At 74.5% G+C, this 23,806-nt stretch carries 18 protein-coding genes; 9 read left to right on the top strand and 9 right to left on the bottom strand.

The features are described from left to right. Window positions 1–32 precede the first annotated feature (32 nt). Window positions 33–593: a TetR/AcrR family transcriptional regulator gene (locus JOF54_RS05890; RefSeq protein WP_210053857.1), complete on the bottom strand. Its 561-nt coding sequence runs from the start codon at window positions 591–593 to the stop codon at window positions 33–35. A gap of 95 nt (window positions 594–688) precedes the next feature. On the opposite strand from JOF54_RS05890, the gene JOF54_RS05885 reads away from it, so the two are divergent. From JOF54_RS05885 to JOF54_RS05870, 4 genes are all read left to right on the top strand, one after another. Further along, a complete protein-coding gene (locus JOF54_RS05885; protein ID WP_210053855.1) occupies window positions 689–2,182 on the top strand; it encodes an MFS transporter in 1,494 nt (497 codons plus the stop codon). Between the two features lie 174 nt (window positions 2,183–2,356). After that, window positions 2,357–4,039, top strand: a complete 1,683-nt coding sequence (gene ettA, locus JOF54_RS05880) for an energy-dependent translational throttle protein EttA (RefSeq protein ID WP_210053853.1) — start codon at window positions 2,357–2,359, stop codon at window positions 4,037–4,039. 41 nt (window positions 4,040–4,080) lie between these two features. Next, complete coding sequence (locus JOF54_RS05875) at window positions 4,081–4,530, top strand: hypothetical protein (RefSeq protein WP_307803870.1); 450 nt, start codon at window positions 4,081–4,083, stop codon at window positions 4,528–4,530. 79 nt (window positions 4,531–4,609) lie between these two features. Continuing rightward, window positions 4,610–5,305 (top strand): dienelactone hydrolase family protein, encoded by a 696-nt coding sequence (locus JOF54_RS05870; RefSeq protein WP_210053851.1) that lies wholly within the window; start codon window positions 4,610–4,612, stop codon window positions 5,303–5,305. Window positions 5,306–5,354: 49 nt separating this feature from the next. Here JOF54_RS05870 and JOF54_RS05865 read toward each other — a convergent pair whose 3' ends face one another. From JOF54_RS05865 to JOF54_RS05850, 4 genes are all read right to left on the bottom strand, one after another. Beyond that, window positions 5,355–7,082 (bottom strand): Ig-like domain repeat protein, encoded by a 1,728-nt coding sequence (locus JOF54_RS05865; protein WP_210053849.1) that lies wholly within the window; start codon window positions 7,080–7,082, stop codon window positions 5,355–5,357. Between the two features lie 52 nt (window positions 7,083–7,134). Next, window positions 7,135–9,507: an Ig-like domain repeat protein gene (locus JOF54_RS05860; protein WP_210053847.1), complete on the bottom strand. Its 2,373-nt coding sequence runs from the start codon at window positions 9,505–9,507 to the stop codon at window positions 7,135–7,137. A gap of 91 nt (window positions 9,508–9,598) precedes the next feature. Beyond that, window positions 9,599–12,415: an FAD-binding and (Fe-S)-binding domain-containing protein gene (locus JOF54_RS05855; protein ID WP_210053845.1), complete on the bottom strand. Its 2,817-nt coding sequence runs from the start codon at window positions 12,413–12,415 to the stop codon at window positions 9,599–9,601. Window positions 12,416–12,489: 74 nt separating this feature from the next. Further along, window positions 12,490–12,954, bottom strand: a complete 465-nt coding sequence (locus tag JOF54_RS05850; RefSeq protein ID WP_210053843.1) for a MarR family winged helix-turn-helix transcriptional regulator — start codon at window positions 12,952–12,954, stop codon at window positions 12,490–12,492. Between the two features lie 122 nt (window positions 12,955–13,076). On the opposite strand from JOF54_RS05850, the gene JOF54_RS05845 reads away from it, so the two are divergent. Beyond that, entirely contained in the window at window positions 13,077–13,625 is a 549-nt protein-coding gene (locus JOF54_RS05845) for a YceI family protein (RefSeq protein ID WP_210053841.1), read from the top strand. 98 nt (window positions 13,626–13,723) lie between these two features. Here JOF54_RS05845 and JOF54_RS05840 read toward each other — a convergent pair whose 3' ends face one another. Next, window positions 13,724–14,674, bottom strand: a complete 951-nt coding sequence (locus JOF54_RS05840; RefSeq protein WP_307803869.1) for a glycosyltransferase family 9 protein — start codon at window positions 14,672–14,674, stop codon at window positions 13,724–13,726. Then, a complete protein-coding gene (locus JOF54_RS05835; protein ID WP_210053839.1) occupies window positions 14,658–15,809 on the bottom strand; it encodes a glycosyltransferase family 9 protein in 1,152 nt (383 codons plus the stop codon). The genes JOF54_RS05840 and JOF54_RS05835 overlap by 17 nt, the downstream gene beginning before the upstream one ends. 178 nt (window positions 15,810–15,987) lie before the next feature. On the opposite strand from JOF54_RS05835, the gene rfaE2 reads away from it, so the two are divergent. Continuing rightward, window positions 15,988–17,493: a D-glycero-beta-D-manno-heptose 1-phosphate adenylyltransferase gene (gene rfaE2 / locus JOF54_RS05830; protein ID WP_210053837.1), complete on the top strand. Its 1,506-nt coding sequence runs from the start codon at window positions 15,988–15,990 to the stop codon at window positions 17,491–17,493. 18 nt (window positions 17,494–17,511) lie between these two features. Here the strand turns inward: rfaE2 and JOF54_RS05825 are convergent, their stop codons facing one another. Continuing rightward, window positions 17,512–18,342 (bottom strand): NAD-dependent epimerase/dehydratase family protein, encoded by an 831-nt coding sequence (locus JOF54_RS05825; protein WP_307803867.1) that lies wholly within the window; start codon window positions 18,340–18,342, stop codon window positions 17,512–17,514. Window positions 18,343–18,465: 123 nt separating this feature from the next. Here JOF54_RS05825 and JOF54_RS05820 point away from each other — a divergent pair, with 123 nt between their 5' ends. The 3 genes from JOF54_RS05820 to JOF54_RS05810 all read left to right on the top strand — a co-directional run bounded on the left by JOF54_RS05820 (window position 18,466) and on the right by JOF54_RS05810 (window position 22,838). Next, window positions 18,466–19,641, top strand: coding sequence for an acyl-CoA dehydrogenase family protein (locus JOF54_RS05820; RefSeq protein WP_210053835.1), 1,176 nt, complete (start codon window positions 18,466–18,468; stop codon window positions 19,639–19,641). Then, on the top strand, window positions 19,641–20,864 hold the full coding sequence (locus JOF54_RS05815; RefSeq protein ID WP_210053833.1) for an acetyl-CoA C-acetyltransferase: 1,224 nt from the start codon (window positions 19,641–19,643) through the stop codon (window positions 20,862–20,864). Before JOF54_RS05820 ends, JOF54_RS05815 begins: the two co-directional genes overlap by 1 nt. A 162-nt stretch (window positions 20,865–21,026) precedes the next feature. After that, window positions 21,027–22,838, top strand: a complete 1,812-nt coding sequence (locus JOF54_RS05810; protein WP_210053831.1) for an AMP-dependent synthetase/ligase — start codon at window positions 21,027–21,029, stop codon at window positions 22,836–22,838. A gap of 34 nt (window positions 22,839–22,872) precedes the next feature. Here JOF54_RS05810 and JOF54_RS05805 read toward each other — a convergent pair whose 3' ends face one another. Continuing rightward, window positions 22,873–23,757, bottom strand: a complete 885-nt coding sequence (locus JOF54_RS05805; protein WP_210053829.1) for a glycosyltransferase family 2 protein — start codon at window positions 23,755–23,757, stop codon at window positions 22,873–22,875. Window positions 23,758–23,806 lie beyond the last annotated feature (49 nt).

The raw sequence follows: 23,806 nt of genomic DNA, 5'->3' as shown, positions 1-23,806 counted from the left end.
GGCACCCGATCCGGGCCACTGCGTCTGCAGAATCAGGGGGCGGGGACCGCGATGACCCGCCGCGCCGCCTCGACGGCGGCGGCCCGCTGCTCGGCGGGGGAGGAGATCTGGTCCTCGGGGCGGACCGGGGTCTGCACCCAGGCGTGCGCGATGGAGAACAGCAGCTCTAGCAGGTCCTCCGGCCGCCAGGCCGGGTCGACGACGCCGTCGCGCTGCGCCTGCTCCAGGGCCTCGACCTTGCGGCGCGGGGTGACGCCGGCCGGGAGCCGGTAGTCGATGCCCTCGAGCCGGGCCCAGGTCAGCATCCGCAGGTGCTCGGGGTGGCGGGCCGACTCGTCGAAGACCGCGCCCACGAAGCCCGCGACGTCGGCGGGGTCGAGGGCGACGGCCTCGTGGAACTCGGCGGCATCGGCGTCCAGCACCGCCTGGAAGAGCGTGGCCTTGTCGCCGAAGTGGGCGTACAGCCGCTCCTTGCTGGCGCGGGCCTCGGCGGCGATCCGGTCGACGCGGGCCCCGGCCAGCCCGCGCTCCGCGAACTCGGCCCGGGCGGCCAGCAGCACGCGGCTGCGGACGTCGGCGGTGGTCGCGGTCATGGACCCAGGGTAGACCAGCCGAACTAGTTCGTTTGACCAGCCGCGGGGTGCCCGCCTACGCTGAGGTCTCCGCCAGCTCTACCTGAGGGATCCCCGTGTCCGTTTCCACCCGTCCAGCCGTACCTGCCGACGGGACCGGACCCGCCGAGCCGGCGTCCGCCGCCCCCGCCGGCCGTCGTCGCTGGCTCGTGCTGCTCGTCGTCGCCCTCGCGCAGCTGACCGTCGTGCTCGACGCGACCATCGTCAACATCGCCCTGCCGGCGGCCCAGGCCGACCTGGCCATGACCGACGCCCAGCGCGGCGCCGTCGTCACCGTCTACGCCCTCGCCTTCGGCGCCCTGCTGCTGCTCGGCGGCCGGATCGCCGACTTCTGGGGCCGCAAGCGCTCCTTCGTCGTCGGCATGGCCGGCTTCGCGCTGGCCTCGGCGCTGGGCGGCGTGGCCACCTCGGGGGAGATGCTGCTGGCGGCCCGCGGGCTGCAGGGCGCCTTCGCGGCCCTGCTCGCCCCGGCGGCGCTCGCCGTCCTGTCGGTCACCTTCCCCTCGGGCCGTGACCGGGTCCGCGCCTTCGCCGTCTACGGGACGATCGGCGGCGGCGGGGCCGCGGTCGGCCTGGTGCTGGGCGGGGTGCTCACCGAGTTCCTCAGCTGGCACTGGTGCCTGCTGGTCAACGTGCCGATCGCCGTCGTGGCCATCGCCGCCGCGCTGCCGCTGCTCAAGGAGAGCCGCGCCGACGGCGACACCCGCTACGACGTCCCCGGCGCCGTGCTGGTGACGGCGGGCCTGGCCTCGCTGGTCTACGGCTTCTCCCAGGCCGAGGGCGGCTGGGGCCGCTGGGACACCGTGACGTTCCTCGCGCTCGGCGTCGTGCTGCTCGCCGCCTTCGTCGCCGTCGAGAGCCGGACCGGCCACGCCCTGCTGCCGATGCGCGTGCTGGCCGACCGCACCCGCGGCGGCGCGTACCTGGTGGCGGTCGTCGTCGGCGCCGCCCTCATCGGCGCGCTGCTCTACCTGACCTTCCACTTCCAGATCGTCTGGGGCATGACCCCGCTGCAGGCGGGCCTCGCGTCGCTGCCGATGACGGCGGCGATCATGGTCACCGCGCCTCTGGTGGCCAAGCTGCTGGGCACCGTCGGCCCCCGGGTCCTGATGACCGTCGGACCGCTCGTGGCCGCCACGGGCCTGCTGCTGATGGGCACCATCACCGTCGACGGCACCTACGCCGCCCAGGTGCTGCCCGGCCAGCTGCTGCTGGGCGTCGGGCTCGCGCTGGTGTTCGTGCCGCTGCAGAACGTCGCGCTGCTCGGGATCGAGGCCCGCGACGCCGGCGTGGCCAGCGCCGCCGTCACCGCCACACAGCAGATCGGCGGCTCCATCGGGACGGCCGTCTTCACCGCCGTCTACGCCGCCGTGCTCACCGGTGCGTCCGGCCCGCAGGGTCCCGACCCCGCCGCGCTCGTCGAGGGCTACGCGTGGGTGTTCCGCGCCGCGGCCATCGGCCTGGTGGCGGCGGCCCCGGTGGCCTGGTTCATGATCCGCGTCGACCGGCGCCGCTTCACCGCGGTCGAGCCGGCGCCCCACCTCGGCTGAGGCCGACCGCGCCCGGGGTCGGCCCGGCCCCGACGGCCTCCCGTCGAGGTCGAGCCGGTCCCGCACCGCTGGCATACTGGGCGGCTGCGGGCGCCCGACCAGGGTCTGGTCCCGCCCCGCCCCGCGCGGGCACACCGCACGACCCCGCACGCGACAGCAAAGGTCCGGCTCCTCATGCCTGAGTTCATCTACTCGATGCACAACGTCCGCAAGGCGCTCGGTGACAAGGTCGTCCTCGACAACATCACCCTGTCCTTCTACCCGGGCGCCAAGATCGGCGTCGTCGGCCCCAACGGCACCGGGAAGTCGACGCTGCTCAAGCTGATGGCCGGCATCGAGAAGCCCAACAACGGCGACACCATGCTGGCCAAGGAGGCGACGGTCGGCATCCTGCTGCAGGAACCGCCGCTGACCGAGGGCAAGACGGTGCTCGAGAACGTCGAGGAGGCCGTCGCCGACATCAAGGCGCTGCAGCGCCGGATGGACGAGCTGGGCGTCGCCATGGGCGAGCCCGACGCCGACTTCGACGCCCTGATGGCCGAGATGGGCGACGTCCAGACCGAGCTCGACAACCGCAACGCCTGGGACATCGACTCCCAGCTGGAGCAGGCGATGGACGCGCTCCGCTGCCCGCCGCCGGACGCGATCGTCGACGTCCTCTCCGGCGGTGAGCGCCGCCGCGTCGCGCTGTGCAAGCTGCTCCTCCAGCAGCCCGACCTGCTGCTCCTCGACGAGCCCACCAACCACCTGGACGCCGAGTCGGTGCACTGGCTGGAGGGCCACCTCAAGAACTACGCCGGCGCCGTCCTGGCCGTCACCCACGACCGGTACTTCCTGGACAACGTCGCCGAGTGGATCCTCGAGATCGACCGCGGCAAGACCCACCCCTACGAGGGCAACTACTCGACCTACCTGGACTCCAAGCGGGCCCGGCTGCAGGTCGAGGGCAAGCGGGACGCCAAGCGCGCCAAGATCCTCGAGCGCGAGCTGGAGTGGGCCCGCGCCAACCCCAAGGCGCGGCAGGCCAAGAACAAGGCCCGGCTGGCCCGCTACGAGGAGATGGCGGCCGAGGCCGACCGCAACCGCAAGCTGGACTTCGAGGAGATCAACATCCCGGCCGGTCCCCGGCTGGGCAGCACCGTCCTGGACGGCGACAAGATCGTCAAGGGCTTCGGCGACCGCCTGCTCTTCGACGGGCTCAGCTTCTCGCTGCCCCGCGCCGGCATCGTCGGCGTCGTCGGCCCGAACGGCGTCGGCAAGTCGACGCTGTTCCGGATGATCGTGGGGGAGGAGACCCCGGACTCCGGCGCCCTGCGCATCGGCGAGACGGTCAAGTACTCCTACGTCGACCAGAGCCGCTCGGGCCTGGACGAGAAGAAGAACGTCTGGGAGCTCGTCTCCGACGGCCTCGACTACATCAAGGTCGGCAGCTTCGAGGTGCCCTCGCGGGCCTACGTCGCCTCCTTCGGCTTCAAGGGCCCGGACCAGCAGAAGCCGTCCGGCGTCCTCTCCGGTGGTGAGCGGAACCGGCTGAACCTGGCCCTCACGCTGAAGATGGGCGGCAACCTGCTGCTGCTCGACGAGCCGACGAACGACCTGGACGTCGAGACGCTGCAGTCCATGGAGGACGCGCTGCTGGAGTTCCCGGGCTGCGCCGTGGTGATCTCCCACGACCGGTGGTTCCTGGACCGGGTGGCCACGCACATCCTGGCCTGGGAGGGCGACGACGAGGACCAGGCCCAGTGGTTCTGGTTCGAGGGCAACTACGCCGACTACGAGGCCAACAAGATCGCCCGGCTGGGTGCCGAGGCGGCCCGGCCGCACCGCGCCACCCACCGGCGGCTCACCCGGGGCTGAGGCTAGGGTCGGGAGCACCCGACCCGAACCCAGGAGAGCCCGTGCCCGACGTCCCGTCCGCGGACCTGCCCGACCCCGACCACACCACCCCGGACGGGGTGGACGACGCCACGGTCGACGCCCTCGGCCAGCTCAGCGAGGCGCTGGAGACGGTGGAGCGGGCGCGCGGGCAGCTCTACACGTTCCACCAGCTGACCGGTGAGGCCGACATCGCGCTGCAGGGCGCGGTCGACGCCCTGCGCGAGGCCGGGCACGCCGCGGTGGCGGACCGGATCGAGCGCGAGCTGGTGGGCCGCAACGTGCTGCAGGGGCGCTGGACCTTCCAGGTCGTCGAGGAGTACGACGACGGCTACTGGTCGCTCTTCCGCGCCCTGGAGAAGGACGCCCGCGACCAGCTCGCGGGCGGCCGTCGGCACCTCTTCGAGGCCCGGCTGAAGCAGGTCGGGCGGACGCGCGGTGAGACCGGGCACGAGGCGACGCCGGCCGGCTGAGCTCCGTGGTCGGTCGCGTGCGACGGGCCTGGCTACAGTGGCGCCGGACCCACCCACGACGCACCGAAGGACCACAGCCTTGAGCGACCTCGCACCCCGGCAGAACGTGAAGTTCGACCGCAACGGCACCACCATCAGCGGCTACCTGCAGCTGCCGCCCGGGGGCAGCGGTCCCGGGCTCGTCGTCATCCAGGAGTGGTGGGGGCTGGACGACCACATCGTCGCCCTGGTCGACCGCTACGCCGCCGAGGGCTTCGTCGCCCTGGCCCCGGACCTCTACGGCGGCCGGGTGACCCACGGCGCGGACGAGGCGGCCGAGCTGGCCGGCTCGCTGTCCGAGCCCGAGGCGGCGCGCGCGCTGGCCGGGGCGGTGGACTACCTGCTGGAGCAGGAGGCCGTCACGTCCGAGAAGGTCGGGGCCGTCGGCTACTGCATGGGCGGCGGCTTCGTGCTGCTGCTGGCCACCGAGCGCCCGGACTCCATCGGCGCCGTCGTGCCCTACTACGGCGTCGGCCACCTGCCCGGCTCCTACGCGGCGATCAACGCCCCCGTGCAGGGCCACTACGGCGAGCAGGACGGGATGTACCCCGTCGACCAGGCCCGCGCCCAGGAGCAGCAGATCCGCGACGAGGCGGGCGTGGAGGTCGAGTACTTCTACTACCCGGCCGGCCACGCGTTCGCCAACGACGACGACCACATGGGCACCTACGACGCCGACAGCGCCGCCCTGGCCTGGCAGCGCACCCTGGAGTTCCTGCACCGCCACGTCGGCTGAGCCGTCGTCGGGCCGGTCACCGCGGTGGTGGCCGGCCCGCTCGGCTCGCTCAGAGCTTCTCGCAGGCGATCCCGTCGCCGTCCCGGTCGCTCTCGTCGTTGAGCTCGTACAGCTTCTGGTGACGGAGGAAGTCGGTGACACGCTCGGTGGAGCCGCTGACCTGGTCGACGGCGCCGGGGAGCCCGACGCCGTGGGGGTGCACCTGGTTCAGCTCCGTGCAGTTGGCGTAGTCGACGAGCGCGACAGGCTTCGCCTTCTTCTTGACGGTGACGGTCACCTTCCCTGTCCCGCGGGTCACCTGCGAGGTCCCGCCGTACACGACGGTGTAGGCGTGCTTGCCGGCCTTCACCCCGCTGGCGGACCAGCTCGCCTTGCCCGCCTTCACCCTGAGGCCCTTCTTCACCGTCTTCGCGCCGTCCTTGATCGTGACGGTGCCACTGAGGCTGCGCTGGCCCGACGCCTTGACGGTCACCTTCAGCGCGACCTTCCCGGCGGCGGGGGAGCTCCCGGTGACCGTGACGGCCGGAACGGCCTTGGCGCGCACAGTGACGGCGGTGCTCCTCTGGACGGGCTTGGTGCTGCTCGTGCCGGCGTAGCGCACCACGTACGTGTGCCGTCCTGGCTTCAGGCCTCCCACCGACCAGACCGCCCGACCGCGGGCCAGCGTCAGCGTCTTCACCGTCCGCTCCCCCTCGTGCACGGTGACCCGCCCGCCGAGAGCCTTCGCGCCGCTGGTCAGCCGGACGGTCAGCGTCAGCCGGCCGACTGCCGGTGAGCTCGCGGAGACCGCGAGCGTTGCGGTGGCCCGGTCTCGCACGGTAGCCGTCACGGTGCGCGACGCGAGTGCGACCGCTGCCGTCCCGCTGTACTCGACGGTGTAGCGGTGCGCGCCGGGCACCAGCCCGGTCGACGTCCAGGTGGCCGTGCCCCGCGACAGGGCCGGCCGGGCGACCACGGAGCCGCCCTCGCGCACCAGCACGGTGCCCCCGCTCACGGCGGACCCGTCGTTCGTCACCCGCGCGGTCAGCACCAGCCGCCCGATGCCGGGGGACGAGGTCGTGACGGCGAGTGCTGCGGCCGCCTTGACCAGGACGGTGACCGTGTCCTCGGAGGGTGCCACCCGCTCCGTGCCGGCGTAGCCGACGGTGAGGACGTGCTGACCCGCGTCGAGGTCGGTCAGCCGCACGGCGGCGACGCCGCTCACGAGCGCGGCGCCGGCGGCCAAGGTGGTCGTGCCCTCGCGCACCTCCACGGTGCCGGCGTCGACGTCGTCGTCCGCGGCCCGGACGGTGACGGTGAGATCGGCCGAGCCCGGGGACCCCGGGCGGGCGTTCACGGCCGTGGTCGAGGTGATCCTCGCGACCGCGGCGGTCGCGTCGGAGTCCGCGGTGGCGGTGCGACCGTCGGGGGTGGTGCCCGTCGCGCGGACCGTCAGGATGGCCCCGACGTCGGCGACGCCGAGGACGAGGGTCGGCCCGGTGGCCTCCGGGACCGGGGCGCCGTCGCGGAGCCACTGGTAGCCCGTGACGACGTCGGCCAAGTTCCAGGTCGGCGGCTGCGCCGTGAGGGTCGAGCCGACGACGGGCGCGCCGGCGACGACCGGGGGAGCGGTCGCCTGGAGGGCTACCTCCTCGCCCTCCTCCGCCGCGACCACGCGGGCGGGGTCGGGCGGGGCGGCCAGGGCGGGCGGGGCCAGAAGCAGGGTGGCCAGCAGGGACGGGAGGACGAGGGCGAGAGCGCGCGCACGGGCAGAGCCGGCATGGGGGCCTGACGACATGGGGCGGAGTCTGTCAGGCCCTGCCCTCCGCCGTGCGGTCCGCGACGGATCCCTACTTCTTGACCGTGACCGCCACCTTCGCCGAGCCGCTCGTCACCTGCGAGGTGCCGGCGTAGACGACGGTGTAGGTGTGCTTGCCCGCCGTCAGGCCGGTCGCCGTCCAGGTCGCCCGGCCCTTCGTCACGGCCAGGCCCTTCTTCAGCGTCCTGCTGCCCTCCTTGACCGTGACGGTGCCGCCGAGGCCGGTCTGTCCGCTGGCCTTCACGGTGACCGCCACGGTCGCCTTCCGCGACGACGGCGAGCTCCCCTTCAGGGTGACGGTCGGCGTGACCTTGGCCTTGACCGTGGTCGTGAGGGTGGTCCGGGCGGGCTTCACCGCGCCGGTGCCGCTGAAGCTGACGGTGTAGGTGTGCGCGCCGCTGGGCAGGCCCTTCGCCGTCCAGCTGGCCCGGCCGGCCACGACCGGCAGGCCGCCGGCCACCGTGCGGGAGCCCTCGGTGACGGTGACGGTCCCGCCCGGCACCGGCGCGCCGGCCGCGTCGACCGCCACGGCGAGGGTGAGGGCGCCGACCGAGGTCGAGGTCGGGGTCACCGCGAGCGCGGCGGTGGCCCGGTCCTGCACGGTGACGACGGTGGTGACGGCGGCCGGCGCGACACGGGTCGAGCCCAGCCAGCGGACGGTCAGCGTGTGGTCGCCAGGGGCGAGGTCGGTCACCGACCAGGTCGCGCGGCCGTCGGTGACCGAGGTGGTGGTGCCCACCAACCGGCCGCCGTCGCGCACCTCGAGCCGGCCGTCCGGGGCGGACTCGCCCGCCGCGGAGACGACGACGTCGAGCGCCAGCCGGCCCGGGGCGGTCGAGCGGGGCTCGACGTCCAGCTCGGCCGCGACCGGCCCGCCCACGTCGACGGCCGCGGCCGTCGTCGAGGCGGCGCCCACGCGGGGGCCACCGGCGAAGCGGACGGTGTAGCGGTGGCTGCCCGGGCTGACGTCGGTCAGGGTGCGGTCGGCCCGCCCCGCCGTCAGGGCCACGCCCGGCGCGACCACGGTGCCGTCCTCGAGCACGTCGACGGTCCCGGTCGGAGCGGGCTCGGCGCCCGCCGTCACGGTGACGTCCAGCGCCACCTGGCGCTGGTCGGGCGAGGTCGCGGTGACCTCGACCGTGGCCGGCGCGCGCACCACCGACGTAGGGGCGGAGGAGACCGTGAGCGGGTCCCGACCGGGCGCCGTGCCCGTGACGGCCACGCTGACCCGCTCGCCGACATCGCCGGGTGCCAGCAGGAGCGTGGCGCCCGTGGCCCCGGGGAGCGGACCGCTGCCGCGGTACCACTGGTAGGTGGTGGTGGTGCCCGGCAGCGACCAGCCGGGCGCCGTCGCGCGCAGGGTCTGCCCCGCCAGCGGCGAGCCCTCGACGGTGACCGGGCCGGCCGCCTCCAGGGGGATGTCGGCGGCGGGGTCGAACAGCGTGACGGTGTAGCGGTACGGGGTGATCGGCTCGCCCCGCTTGAGGATGCCGGTGACGGTCACGGCGTAGGCGTCCGTGGCCGCGCCGGCGGGCCGCGCGATGGTGCCGACGTCGAAGACGAGCGAGCCGAAGGCCGCGTCGACCGGCGCCGGGCGGACGGCGAGGTCGCCGGCCGGTCCGCGGACGGCGACGGTGGCGCGGCTGAGGTCGTAGTCGGGGTCCCAGGTGGTGAAGGACCAGCGGCCCCCCGGCTCCAGCGGTCCGGGGACGTAGCCGGCCGAGGGCCAGCTCGTGTAGCGCGGGCCGGTGGTGAAGCCGCTGTCGCCGGCCACCCACAGCGCGTTGGAGCCGCCGACGGTCCCGTTGCCCATCGTCAGCGTGCGGGGTCGCTGCAGCCACCAGCGGTGCCCGGCCGCGAGGTTGCCCTCCCCGGCGTCGTCCATGTAGCCGCGGACGACGTCGGCGCCGCCGTAGCCCAGGGCGAGGTTCGAGCTGGCCGCGGCCTCGGCGCCGTCGCTGCTCCAGCAGGTCGACCGCGACGACGGGGTATGGCTCAGGGCGCCGTTGGCGTAGCCGATCAGGGCCGCCTTCTGGGCCTTGGCCGAGAAGCGGGCGTCGAAGGTCACGGGGCCGACGCCGCTCATGGCCCGGAAGTAGTTCACCAGGTCGCGGGTGGCGTTCTGCAGGACGACCGGCGTGCTCCCGGCGTCGCAGCTGGTCGTGGTGCCGGCCGCCGGTTCCGGGGCCCTCACCGCCACCGCCGGCAGGTAGACGTCGCGGTAGGCCGCCGCCACCGACGCGCGGTCGCCCGGGTCGACCGCGGCGGCCGCCGCCGGCGCCGTCCCCGCGGGTGCCGCCTGGGCCGGGGCGGCGTCCAGGGTCAGCAGTGCGGTGAGGAGCAGGGGGAGGCCGAGGGCCAGGGAGCGCGCGCGAACAGGGATGGCTCGGGGGATCGCCAACATGGCAGGAAGTCTGTCAGCGAAGCATCCCGGACACGCCGACGCGGACGCGAGTCAGGACCTTGGTCCTGCGAAGTCGGGACGGAAGGACCTGTCAGGGACGGGTGAGCAGCTCGGCCAGGGTGACGGCCCGGCGGCCCGCCAGCTCGGCCAGCTGCGTCCGGCAGGAGAACCCGTCGGCCAGCACGACGGCGTCGGGTCGCGCCTCGACGGCCGGCAGCAGGTCGTGCTCGGCCACCTTGACCGAGACGTCGTAGTGGCCCTTCTCGGCCCCGAAGTTCCCGGCCAGACCGCAGCACCCGCCGACCGTCGTCACCGTGGCCCCCGAGGCGGCGAGCAGGTCGGCGTCGGCCTTCCAGCCGATCACCGAGGCGTGGTGGCAGTGCGGCTGGGCCACCAGCTCGACGCCGCTGAGGTCGGGCGGTCGCCAGCCCTCGGTCCGGGTGAGCAGCTCGGCCATGGTCAGCACGCCGGTGGCCAGGTCGGCGACCCGCGGGTCGTCCGGCAGCAGCTCGGCGGCGTCGCTGCGCCAGACCGCGAGGCAGGACGGCTCCAGCCCGACGACGGGGGTGCCGGCGGCGACGTGCGGGTGCAGGACGTCGAGGGCGTTCAGCAGCTGGCGGCGGGCGCCGTCGCGCTGGCCCGTGCTGATCCAGGTGAGCCCGCAGCACGCGTTGCGCTCCAGGAGCTCGGGGGCGTAGCCGGCCTGGGTCAGCAGTGCCACCGCCGCCTCGACGCCCTCGCCGGTGAAGCAGTCGGAGAACGAGTCGACCCACAGCACGACGCGCCGCCCGCCGCCGTCCGGCACCGCGACGCGGTCGCGCGCGGCCCGGGTGGCGAAGCGGGGCAGGTCGCGGCGCTGGTCGACGCCGGCGGTCCAGCGGACGACGCGGCGCAGGCCGGGGGTGGCCATGGTGGTGTTGATCAGGGTCGAGAGCAGCCGGTGGCGGGTGATCATCCGGCCCCAGCGGGGCAGCCAGCCCAACGTGTAGTGGCTGCGCGGCCTGATCTTGCCCTTGTAGGTGTGGTCGATCACCTGCGACTTGTACGAGGCCATGTCGATGCCGGTGGGGCAGTCGCGCGCACATCCCTTGCAGGACAGGCAGAGGTCGAGGGCCTGGTGCACCGCGGGCGACTTCCATCCCATGGTGATCACCTCGCCGTTGATCATCTCCTGCAGCACCCGGGCGCGGCCGCGGGTGGAGTCCTTCTCCTCCCGCGTCGCCTGGTAGGAGGGGCACATGACGCCGAGCCCCGGCGTCGTGTTCGCCAGGCACTTGCCCACCCCGGAGCAGTTGTGCACCTCCTGGGCGAAGTGGTCGACCTTGCCCACCAGCTGCACCGCGCGCAGGTCGGCGTCGTAGGGGCGCGGGTCGACGAGGACGCCGGGGTTCATCAGGTCGTCGGGGTCGAAGGCCGCCTTGACCTCCCCGAACAGCCGGATGGCGTCCGCGGAGTACATCGCGGGCAGCAGCGAGGACCGGGCCCGGCCGTCGCCGTGCTCCCCGGACATCGAGCCGCCGTAGCGGGCGACCAGCGCGGCCGCGTCCTGCAGGAAGGCGCGGTGCACGGCGTCGCCGCCCGCGGTGGTCAGCGGGAAGTCGATCCGGACGTGCACGCAGCCGTCGCCGAAGTGGCCGTAGGGCAGGCCGTCGAGGCCGTGCTGTCCCAGCAGGGCGTCGAAGTCGCGCAGGTAGCTGCCCAGGTGCTCGGGCGGCACCGCCGCGTCCTCCCAGCCGGGGTAGGCCGGCGAGGCCAGGCTGACGCCGGCCAGCCCCGCGCCGTCCTCGCGGATCTTCCACAGCGCCAGCGCCTGCCGCGGGTCGTCGACGACGAAGCCGTCGAGCGCCTGCCCGTCGGCCAGCACCCGCTCGGCCCGGGCGCGCACCTCGGCCGGGTCGTCCCCGACGACCTCGACGAACATCCACCCGTCGCCGCGGGGGAGCGGCGGCACCGCGGACTCGCCGTGCGTGCGCCGGACGACCTCGACGATGCGCCGGTCCAGGCCCTCGGCGGCGGTCGGGCGGTGGGGGAGGATCGCGGTGGCGGCGTCGCCGGCGTCGGCCATCGAGGCGTAGCCGAGCGCGATCATCAGCTTGTGCGGGGCGTCGGCCACCAGCCGGACGGTCGCGCCGAGGATGACGCCCAGCGTGCCCTCGGTGCCGGCGAAGAAGCGGGCGACGTCGAAGCGGCGCTCGGGCAGCAGGTGCTCGAGGCTGTAGCCGGACACCTGGCGGCCGAAGCGGCCGAACTCGGTGCGGATGGTGCCGAGGTTCGCCCCGACCACCTTCTTCAGCGCGGTGAGGCTGGCGAACGCGTCGACGCTCTCGGTGCCGTCGAGCAGGATCCGCTCGCCGCTGCCGGTCAGCACGTCGAGGGCGACGACGTTGTCCGCCGTCCGCCCGTAGCCCAGCGCCCGGGGGCCGCAGGCGTTGTTGCCGATCATCCCGCCGATGGTGCAGCGGTTGTGGGTGGAGGGGTCGGGCCCGAAGCGCAGGCCGTGCGGGGCCGCGGCCACCTGCAGCGAGGACTGGACGACGCCGGGCTCGACGGTCGCCGTCCGGGCTTCGGGGTCGAGCGCGGTGATCGCGGTCAGGTGGCGGGAGGTGTCCAGCACCAGGCCGGGGCCGACGGCGTTGCCGGCGCAGGAGGTGCCGGCGCCGCGGGTGGTCACCGGCATGCCGGCCGCGCGCGCCGCCTCGAGGACCGCGACGGCCTCCTCGACGGTGCGGGGGTGGGCGACGGCCTGCGGGACGACGCGGTACAGCGAGGCGTCGGAGGAGTAGAGGGCGCGCGTCAGCTTCGTGGAGTCCAGCGTGTGCGCGACGCCGCGCCGGCGCAGCTGGTCCCGCAGGTCACCGACCTCGGGCAGCTCGGCGACCGGGTTCGGCAGGCTCACGGCGTTCGGCATGTCGAGTGCATGCTAGTCGGCGGCGCCGCGCCCGCCCGGTCCTCGCGACGGGGTGGACCGCCGCGGCCGCCGGCTCAGTCCTCGGTGGTGGCGAGGACGGCGCTGAAGCCGCGGCCGACGGCGGCGTAGTCCTCCGGCGTCATGGCCTCGACGAAGTGGCGGCGGACCGCCTCGACGTGGGTGGGGGCGGCCACCTCGAGCAGCCGGAAGCCCTCGTCGCTCAGGTGGGCCCAGACGCCGCGTCGGTCGGTCGGGCAGCTGGCGCGGTCGACCAGCCCGGCGTTCTCCATCCGGGAGACGGTGTGGGTCAGCCGGGAGCGGGACTGGTGCACGGCCTCGGCCAGCTCGGACATCCGCACCCGGCGGTCCGGGGCCTCGGACAGGGTGACGAGGATCTCGTACTCCCCGAGGTCCAGGCCGAACTCGCGCAGGTCGGCGTCGAGCCGCTCGGCGAGGCGGGCGCTGCCCAGCAGGTAGGCCCGCCAGACCTTCTGCTGCTCGACGTCGAGCCAACGGGGAGCGGTCTGGACGCGGGGCATGGCCGGAAGTCTAGCCCACAACTAGTTGACATTTCAACCAGTGCGGCTTACGGTGGTCTCAGTTGAAGCGTCAACCTGTGTCGGGCACCGTGCCCGCACCCGTCCCTCTCGAGGAGAGCACCATGACCGCAGAGCTCGTCGGAACCGGCCTGGTGGCCGGCACCTGGACCGTCGACCCCAGCCACTCCACCGTCGGCTTCACCGTCCGGCACCTGATGAGCAAGGTGCGCGGCACCTTCGCGGACTTCTCCGGCACGATCGTCACCACCGGCGACCCGACCGCCAGCACCGTCGAGGTCGCCATCACCAGCGCCTCGGTCACCACCAACAACGAGCAGCGCGACGGCCACCTGCGCTCGACCGACTTCTTCGACGCCGAGGCGGGCCAGCAGCTGGTCTTCGTCTCCACCGGCGTCACCGAGGGCCCGGACGGCCACGTCATCGTCGGCGACCTGACCATCAACGGCCGCACCCGCCCCGTCGAGCTGGCCGCGGAGTTCCTCGGCGTGGCCGTCGACGCCTACGGCGTCACCCGGCTGGGGGCCGAGGCCACCACCTCGATCAGCCGCAAGGAGTTCGGCGTCGACTTCAACGTCCCGCTCGAGGGCGGCAAGCTGCTCATCGGCGACAAGATCGACATCAGCCTCGAGATCGAGGCCGTCCTCGCCTGAGGACCACCCCGCTGAAGGGCCGGCCCTTCCGCTGCCGGAGCCTGCCCACCGCTGCCTGAGCCTGTCGAAGGCCCTCCGACAGGCTCAGGGCGCGCACGTCAGGGCGGGCTCACGTCGAGCGAGTCGACCGCGGCCAGCACCTCCTCGACGGTGACGGCGAGCAGCGCCGGGTCGGGCTGGTCGGTGAAGGGGGAGGAGCCGCGCAGCGCGGCGTGCGTGAGGGCGACGTGCGGTCCGGGCGGCGGGCCCCAGTGCTCCGGCGGGGCGGGGCCGAAGACCACGACCGAGGGGCGTGCGTAGGCCGACGCCAGGTGCCCGGCACCGGTGTCGGCCGTCACCACCAGCGCGGCCCCGGCCACCAGGGCGGCGAAGTCCAGCAGCGGGAGCCGTCCGGCGAGCACCGCGGCCGGGGGCAGCCCCGCCACCTCGGCCACCCGCCGGGCCCGCTCGACGTCGCGCTCCCCGCCGGTCACGACGACCTCCAGGCCGCGGCCGCGGAGCGCGGCCGCCACGGCGCCGAACCGCTCCACCGGCCACTCCCGGGAGCCGAAGGCGGCGCCGACGTGCACCACCGCCGCCCCGGGGTGGGGGCTCGGCAGGTCGGGGCGCCGCAGGGCGAGGTCCAGCGGGTCGGCCGGCATCCCGTGGGCGGTGACGAGGCTCGCCCAGCGCTCCCGCTCGTGGACGTCGTCGGGGTGCTCGGGACCCTCCCAGCCCGGCGCCCGCCAGCCGACCAGCCGCTGCGGCCGGACCGCCTCGCAGACCGCCCGGCTGCGCGGCCCGTGCCCGTGCAGGTCGACCGCCGCCTCCACCCGCCCCGGCGCGAGCTCCAGCGGGGCGAGCTCCACGGTCGGCAGCAGCACGTCGACGGCGTCGGCCAGCTCCACCACCGGCTCCAGCCAGGCCGATGTCGCCAGCACGACCCGCGCGTCGGGCCGGGCCCGGCGGATCCCGCGCAGCGCCGGCACCGCGACCAGCAGGTCGCCCAGCCCCAGCGCGCGCAGCACCAGCAGCTCCGGTCGGCCGTCCGGCTCACCCAGCCTGTCCACGTCGCCCTCCCGTCCCCGCGGCCGTCCGCCGCTCCTGCACCGCGTCGGCGAGCAGCGCCCGCACGTCGGCCAGCACCCGGCCCGGGTCGACGTCGCCGACGATCGACGGGTCGTGCTCGCAGCGCTCCGCCGTCCAGCCCGGCTCGGTGAGGTCGCGCCCGCACACCGGGCAGTGCGTGGTGAAGCCGACCTGGACCCGGTGCCGGCTGCGGCCGAGCGGCGCGGCGGTGACGACGTTGCCGACCCAGTAGACCCCGACGGTCCGGGTGCCGACGGCGGCGGCGACGTGCCGGGGCCCGGAGTCGTTGGCCAGCACGACGTCGGCCGACGCCAGCGTGCCCACCAGCGCGCCGATGTCCTGCTCGCCGGCGAGGGAGCGGACCCGCCCCCGGGGGTCGTCGACCGCGGCCAGCAGCGCCTCCGCCAGCCCGGCCTCGGCGGCGTCGCCGACCACCGCGACCCGGACCCCGTCCGCGACGAGCGCCCCGACCACCGCCGCGAACCGCTCGACCGGCCAGTGCCGCCGCGGGTCGCTGGCCCCGGGGTGCACGACCACGGTGGGCGGGCCGTCGAGGGCCGCGTCCCGCTGCTCCTGCTCGACCGGGCGCAGGTGGATCCGCGGCTCCAGCCCGACCGGCTCGGCACCGGCCAGGGCCACCACCTCCAGCCCGCGCAGCACCTCGTGCTGGAGGTGGAGGAAGGGGCGCCACCGCTCGAGCTCGGGGGCGTCGTCGGTCCGGCTGCCGACGGTGTGCCGCGCGCCCAGCCCGAGCAGGAAGGGGTTGGCGTTGCGGCCGCCGCCGTGCAGCTGCACCGCGAGGTCGTAGCGCTGCGCCCGGGCGTCCGCGAGGAACGTCGCCGTCGCCGCCGGGTCCTCGACGCCCGCCTGGACGCCGGGCCGGGCCGGCAGCGCCAGCAGCGTCCGGTACGGGGACGGCCGCTCGGCCAGCAGGGCGAGGTGGCCGGGCGTGCCCAGCAGCGTCAGCGCGGCGTCGGGGTACGCCGCCGCCAGGGCCTCCGCGGCCGGCAGCGACTGCACGAGGTCGCCGAGCCCGCTGCCCCGCAGCACCGCCACCCGGCGCACGTCGGGGAAGCGGGGAGCCGCCCGCCCCACCCAGGTGTTCTCGACCTCCACGCGTCCTCCCTCTCCTCGACGACGGGGATCCTGCCGCACCTCCGCTACGGTCCCTGCAGAGGGCTGCCGGACTTCTTCTCCTCCCGAGCAGTCGAGGCGAGGAGAAGTGGGTAGGAGGAGCAGTTATGGGTACCAACAGCTGGATCGGCTCCGCCGCCGCCGGTCGCGGGGCAGCCGCGTGAGCGCCTCCCTCGCCGACGTCACCGCGCTCACCCCCGACCTCCCGCTGGCGCTGCGGCACCGGGCGCCGCGGGTCGTCGTCGTCGGTGACGTGATGCTCGACCGCTGGTGGGTCGGCTCCAGCCACCGGCTCTCGCGGGAGGCGCCCGCGCCCGTCGTCGAGGTCAGCGGGCGGCACGAGGTCCCCGGCGGGGCGGCCAACACGGCGATGAACCTGGCCGCGCTGGGCGCTGACGTCCGGCTGGTCGGCCTGGTCGGGGCCGACGAGGCGGGCCGCACGCTCCGCGCGCTGCTGGAGCGGGCCGGCGTCGAGGTCAGCGGGCTGCTGGACTCACCCGACGTCGCCACCGTGACCAAGACGCGGGTGGTCGCCGACGACCAGATGCTGGTCCGGATCGACGACGTCCAGCCCCTGGCGCTGACGCCGGCCCTGGAGGACGACCTGGCCACCGCCACCGCCAAGGCCCTGGTCGAGGCCGAGGCGCTGGTGGTCTGCGACTACGACTCGGGCGTCCTGCTGCACGCCGTCCGGACCGCGTTCACCCGCCAGGCCCGCCCGCCCCTCGTGGTCGTCGACGCCCACGACGCCGCGCCCTGGTCGGCCCTGCGGCCCGACGTGGTCACCCCGAACGCCGAGGAGGCGTTCCGGCTGCTCAGCCGCTCGGTGCCCACCGACGGCACCCGGCTGGCCGCGCTGACCGGCGCGGCCGACGAGCTCCGCGAGCGCTCGGGGGCGGCGGCGGTGCTCGTCACCCTGGACCGCGACGGCTCGATGCTGCTGACCGGCGACGACGTCGAGGGCCGGCCGTTCCGCACCTCCGGCTCGCCGCGCGCCGAGAAGCAGGCGGCGGGTGCGGGGGACACCTTCGTCGCCGCGCTCACCCTGGCCCGCGCCGCCGGCACCCCGCTGCGCGTCGCGGCCGCGCTGGCGCAGGCCGCCGCGGACGTCGTCGTTCAGCGCTTCGGCACCTCGGTCTGCTCCACCGACGAGCTGGTCGAGCACCTCGGCGTGGGCGACGCCGCGCTCGACGAGGAGACCCTGCTGCGCCGGGTCGCCGCCGAGCGCGCGGCCGGCCGCCGGGTCGTGATGACCAACGGCTGCTTCGACGTCCTGCACCGCGGGCACACCACCTACCTGCAGCAGGCCGCGCAGCTCGGCGACGTGCTGGTGGTGGCGGTCAACAGCGACCGCTCCGTGCGCCGGCTCAAGGGGCCGGAGCGGCCGATCAACGGCGAGGCGGACCGGGCCGGCGTCATCGCCGCCCTCAGCTGCGTCTCCTACGTCACCGTCTTCGACACCGACACCCCGGTCCCGCTGCTGGAGCGGCTGAGGCCCGACGTCTACGCCAAGGGCGGGGACTACCGGCCCGAGGACCTCGTCGAGGCGGCGGTGGTGGAGGGCTACGGCGGCGAGGTGCAGATCCTCGGCTTCGTGCCCAGCCAGTCCACCACCGACGTCGTCGGCCGGATCCGGGCCCGCCGGGGCCAGCCGCTGGCGGACTGAGCAGGTCCCGGCCGCGGGTCAGCCGCGGGCGAGCATCCGGGCGATGTCGTCGGCGAACCGCACCTCGGAGTCGTCCTGGGGGTCGTAGCCGACGACCTCCCGGGCGTTGGTGGTGCTCCAGAACGTGCGCGCGTTGGCCGAGACGCCGTAGAAGATCTGGAACGGCACGCCGAACCGGTCGTCGACCGACGGGGCGTCGACCGAGCGGGTGAACAGCTGGGCGAGGTCGCGCGGGCTCACGTAGCCGGCGATGTCGCGCAGGTAGCGCTCCAGGGGGCGGTCGGCGAAGTCGGCGGCGTCGATCTCCCGCGGGGCGACGATCCGCACCAGCACCACCTCGACGGGGCGGCCCAGGGCGCCGCAGGCGTAGAGGAAGCCCATCGACTCGTACGCCGCCTTGGCCCAGCCGTACCAGGAGTCGGGCTTCGGGTAGTCCTCGGGACCGACGCGGTCGATCCGGTGCTCGGCCCAGGGCCGCTCGTACCACTTCGAGGCCTGGTTGGTGCTCGCGGCGACGACGCGGCGGACGCCGGCCGTGCGCGCCGCCTCGAGGACCCGCTGGGTCATGTCGACGTTGCGCCGCTCCTGCGCGTAGGTGGGCTCGCCGGCCGACGGCGCGTAGCCGCAGTGCACGACCGTGTCGACGCCGTCGACGAGCGCGAGCAGCTCCGCGTCGTCGGCCCCCAGCAGGTCGAGCAGCTCCACGCCCTCGACCCGGTGGCCGTCCCGGTCGGTGTCGCGGACGTCCACCAGCCGGAGGTCGTAGGCCTCCCGCAGGGCCGGCAGCAGCTGCCCGGCCACCGTCCCCGTCGCCCCGGTCAGCAGGACCCGTCGTCGCTCGGTGCTCACCGGGCGACCGTAGTGCAGGCCGCGACGGCTCGGCGCGGAGGTGCCGCAGCGGGCGCGGAACGGGTAGTCTGCCGCTTACCTACCGACGGGTAACTTCGCCCCGAGGGTGACGGGGAGGACGCGATGAGGCGCACCATCTTCGACGAGGACCACGAGGCGTTCCGCGACACCTGCCGCACCTTCGTCGACCGCGTGCTGCGGCCCGACCAGGAGAAGCACATCGCCGACCACGGCTTCGGCCGCGACGTCTGGCTGGAGCTGGGCCGCCTCGACCTGCTGGGCCTCAACGTGCCGGAGGAGTACGGCGGCGTCGGCGTCGACGACCCCCGGTTCACGATGGTGCTCAGCGAGGAGCTCTCCAAGCTGTCCTTCGCCTACCCCTCGTGCGTCGGCATCCACGCCGACTGCGTCGCGCCCTACCTCGTCGAGCTGGGCACCGAGGAGCAGAAGCGCCGCTGGCTGCCCCGGTTCTGCACCGGCGAGCTGGTCACCGCGATCGGCATGACCGAGCCTTCCGGCGGCTCCGACCTGGCCGCCCTGCGGACCACGGCCGTCCGCGACGGCGACGGCTGGGTGCTCAACGGCTCCAAGACCTTCATCACCAACGGCTGGTCGGCCGACCTCGTGCTGGTCGCCGCGCGCACCAGCCCGGAGAAGGGCGCCCGCGGCATCACCCTGTTCGCCGTCGAGACCGGGATGCCCGGCTTCGAGCGCGGCCGCAAGCTCGACAAGGTGGGCCAGCAGGAGTCCGACACCGCGGAGCTGTTCTTCGCCGACGTCCGGCTGGGCCCCGAGCAGGTGGTCGGGGAGGTCGACGGCGGCTTCGTCGCGATGATGGAGCGGCTGGTCACCGAGCGGATCGGTGCCGCCGTCTACAACCTCTCCCACGCCCGCCAGATCCTCGACGAGACGCTGGTCTACGTGCGCGAGCGGCAGGCGTTCGGCCAGCCGATCGGCTCGTTCCAGGCCAACCGGTTCACCCTCGCCGAGCTGGTGACCACGGCCGAGGTCACGCAGGCCTTCGTCGACGCGTGCGTCATGGAGCAGCTGCACGGCCGGCTCACCGCCGTCGACGCGGCCAAGGCCAAGTGGTGGACCGCCCAGGTGCAGAACGACATCCTCGACGCCTGCGTCCAGCTGTGGGGTGGCTACGGCTACATGAACGAGTACCGGGTGACGCGGGCCTGGGCCGACGCCCGGGTGTCACGGATCTGGGCCGGCTCGAACGAGATCATGAAGGAGCTGATCGGGCGCGACCTCGGGCTCGGCGGCCAGCCCGTGAAGGTGCGGGCCCACTGATGCCCGACGCCGTCGTCGTCGCCGCCGGCCGGACCCCGATCGGGCGCGCCGTCAAGGGCTCGCTGGCCTCCGTCCGCCCCGACGACCTCGCCGCCGGCGTCGTCCGCGGCGTCCTGGACCGGGTCCCGGAGCTGGACCCGGCCACCCTCGACGATCTCTACCTCGGCTGCGCGGAGCCGCGTGACGAGCACGGCGGCAACATCGCCCGCCGGGTCGCTGTCCAGCTGGGGCTCGACGGCGTCCCCGCCGCCACCGTCAACCGGTTCTGCGCCTCCAGCGTGCAGACCGCGCGGATGGCCTTCCACGCGATCCGGGCGGGGGAGGGCGACGCCTTCGTCTCCGGCGGCGTCGAGTGCGTGTCGCGCTACCGCGGCTTCGGCTCCGCCGGCGTCGACGCCCCCGAGAGCCACCACCCCGCCTTCGCTGCCGCCGCCGAGCGCACCCGCGCGACCGCGGAGGAGAACCGGCCCTGGCACGACCCGCGGCGCGACGGCGAGCTGCCGGACGTCTACATCGCGATGGGCCAGACGGCCGAGAACGTCGCCGGGCTGCGCGGCATCACCCGCCGCGAGCAGGACGAGTTCGCCGTCCGCTCCCAGAACCGGGCCGAGCAGGCCATCGCCGACGGCGTCCCCGAGGCCGAGATCATCCCCGTCACGCTCGCCGACGGGACCGTCGTCCGCACCGACGACGGGCCCCGGGCCGGCGTCACCCTCGAGGGCGTGTCCGGGCTGCGCCCGGTGTTCCGGCCCGACGGCACCGTGACGGCCGGCAACTGCTGCCCGCTCAACGACGGCGCGGCGGCCGTGGTCATCATGAGCAGCACCCGCGCGGCCGAGCTGGGGCTGACGCCGCTGGCCCGGATCGTCGCCACCGGGGTCAGCGCGCTGAGCCCCGAGATCATGGGGCTCGGGCCCGTCGAGGCCAGCCGGCAGGCGCTGACCCGGGCCGGGATGCGGATGTCCGACGTCGACCTCGTCGAGATCAACGAGGCGTTCGCCGTGCAGGTCATCGCCTCCCAGCGCGACCTCGGCATCGACCCGGACCGGCTCAACGTGCACGGTGGCGCGATCGCGCTGGGCCACCCGTTCGGCTCCACCGGCGCCCGGATCATGACGACGCTGCTGCACGCCATGGTGCGCCGCGACGTCCAGGTGGGCCTGGAGACGATGTGCGTCGGCGGGGGGCAGGGGATGGCCGTCATCCTCGAGCGGCTCTCCTGAGGTCACCGGGGGGACGTCGGCCCGGAGGCTGAGAATCGGCTGTGCACGGCCGCGCGGGCGGGGGAGCGGGCGCGGGCCCGATACGCTCAGGGCAAGCCCTCACCGCGGCAGGCCGAGCGTGGCGTGCGCCGGGGGCGCCCTTCTCACGCGAGGTGGAACACCATGACCGAGTCAGCGCTGCTGGCCTCCCGTCACCCCAGCGTCGCCGCGATGCTGGTCGACCAGGTCCGGGCCAAGGCCGGCCGCGAGGCGCTCCGGTACCTCGACGGCGACCGCTGGGTCTCCCTGACCTGGCAGCAGACGCAGGATCAGGTCTTCGACCTGGCGGCGGGGCTGCTCGCCCTGGGCATCGGCCCCGAGGACCGCGTCGCCATCGACTCCGGCACCCGGGTCGAGTGGATCCTCGCCGACCTCGCCGTGATGTGCGCCGGCGGCGCGACCACCACGGTCTACCCGAACACCCAGCACGAGGACGTCAGCTACATCCTCGGCGACTCCCAGTCCAAGGTCGTCTTCGCCGAGGACGAGCTGCAGGTCTCCAAGGTCCTCGACCACCTCGACGAGCTGCCCGAGCTCACCACCATCGTGCAGATCGACGGCACCCCCGCCCACGAGCGGGTGATCAGCTGGGCCGCCCTCGCCGAGCGCGGCCGCGAGCACCTGGCCGCGCACCCGCACGCCGTCGAGGAGGCCATCGCCCCCATCGGTCCCGAGCACCTCGCCACCCTGATCTACACCTCGGGCACCACCGGCCGCCCCAAGGGCGTCCGCCTCGTGCAGGACAACTGGACCTACCTCGGCGCCGCGCTCGAGGAGTTCGACATCATCGAGCCCGAGGACCTGCAGTACCTCTGGCTGCCCCTCAGCCACGTCTTCGGCAAGGTGCTGATCGCCGCCCAGCTGCGGCTCGGCTTCGCCACCGCCGTCGACGGCAACATCGAGCGCATCGTGGAGAACCTCGGCGTCGTGCAGCCGACGTTCATGGCCGGCGCCCCGCGCATCTTCGAGAAGGTCCGGGCCAAGGTGATGACCTCGGCCAGCGCCGGGGTCAAGGCCAAGATCTTCGACTGGGCCTTCGCCGTCGGCCGGCGGACGACGCCGATCCGGCTGGCCGGGAAGAAGCCGAGCGGCTTGCTGGCCGTGCAGTACGCGCTGGCCGACCGGCTGGTCTTCAGCAAGATCAAGGCCCGGATGGGCGGCAAGATCAGGTTCTTCGTCTCCGGCTCGGCCTCGCTGAACCGCGAGGTGCAGGAGTGGTTCTACGCCGCGGGGCTGCTGATCCTCGAGGGCTACGGCCTCACCGAGACCGGCGCCGCGACGTGCGTGAACAACCCGCGGGCGACCCGCTTCGGCACCGTCGGCCCGCCGCTGCCCGGCACGCAGGTGAGCATCGCCGAGGACGGCGAGATCATGATCAAGGGCCCGGCCGTGATGCGCGGCTACCACCACCTGGACGAGGCCACGGCCGAGGTCCTGCAGGACGACGGCTGGTTCGCCACCGGCGACATGGGCGAGCTGGATGATCATGGTTACCTGCGGATCACCGACCGCAAGAAGGACCTGATCAAGACCTCCGGCGGCAAGTACGTCGCCCCGCAGAAGGTCGAGGGCACCCTCAAGGCCGCCTGCCCCTACATCAGCCAGGTGGTCGTGCACGGCGAGGGCCGCAAGTACATCACCGCGCTGACCACCCTCGACCCCGAGGCCGTGGCGGGCTGGGCGTCGGAGCAGGGCGTCGAGCACGCCGAGGGCGAGGACCTGGCGCAGAGCCCGCAGGTCCGCACCATGGTCGAGGGCTACGTCGGCGCGGCCAACAAGCGGCTGGAGCGCTGGGAGACGGTGAAGAAGTTCGAGATCCTGCCCGGCGAGCTCAGCGTCGACGAGGGCGAGGTCACCCCCAGCATGAAGATCCGCCGCAAGGCGGTCGAGGGCAAGTACGCCGACCTGCTGGAGAGCATGTACGAGAAGGTCTGACGACCGCCGGCGGCTCAGGGCGCGGGGTGGTCGCTCAGGGCGCGTCGGCGAAGAGCACGGATCGGGCCTCGACCGTGCGGTCGGGGACCGTCGTCGGGGCCTCGAGGTGGACCGCGCCGCTGGGCAGCAGGCCCGCGGCGCCGTGGCGCTCCATCACCCGCCACTGGGCGGCGACGTCCTCGCCGGCGTGGGACGGGGGCAGCCGGCGCCAGAAGTCGAAGCCGCCGGACTCCACCAGGGCCGAGCGGCGGAACAGGGTGCAGGCCCCGACCCAGGCGATCTTGTACGGCAGCCAGCCGTCGCGCGGGACCGGCACCCGCTCGGCGACGTGCACGAGGTTCGCCGCGCCGTGCAGGGAGGCCCGGGCGATCGCCGGGCTGTCGTCGCGGACGCGCTCGGGCCGGACGGGGCCGTCCCAGGGCTCGAACGGCGCCTGGTGGTGCGGACGGCGGTCGTCGAGGAAGCTCAGCCCCATCGGGGCGCTGCCGACGAAGCCGCAGCCCAGCCGGTCCAGGGCCTCCGACATCCGGGCCAGCGTGCCCGGCTCCAGCCAGACGTCGTCGTCGAGGAACAGCACCTGGTCCGCCTCGGCGGTGTCCAGCAGGAACTGGCGGTGCTCGGCCAGCCCGCGGCGGGGCAGGTGCCGGAGCAGCCGGACCTCCCGGCCCTGGGCCCGCAGCACCCGGACCATCGCCTCGACGGCCGGGGCGCGGGCCGCGCTGCCGTCGTCGGACTGGTCGCTGACCGTGACCCGGAAGGGCGGGTCGTCCTGCGCGGCCAGGCCGGCCAGGGTGACGGCCAGCTCGGCCGGCCGGTCGACGGTCGGCACCAGCACGTCGACGACGGGCGGCACGCGCTCCACCGGCCGGGACCAGTCCTCCGACCAGCGGCGGGACGGCTCCGGACCGGACGACGCCATGGCTGCCCCCTCTGCTCAGCGGGGCCGGGCGACCCCTCCGTCCGCAGTA

Origin of the sequence: Microlunatus capsulatus (assembly GCF_017876495.1) — a bacterium.
Lineage (GTDB): Bacteria > Actinomycetota > Actinomycetes > Propionibacteriales > Propionibacteriaceae > Microlunatus > Microlunatus capsulatus.
Note: the sequence above shows the minus strand (reverse complement) of the source record. Positions and strands in the feature narration are given on the sequence as shown.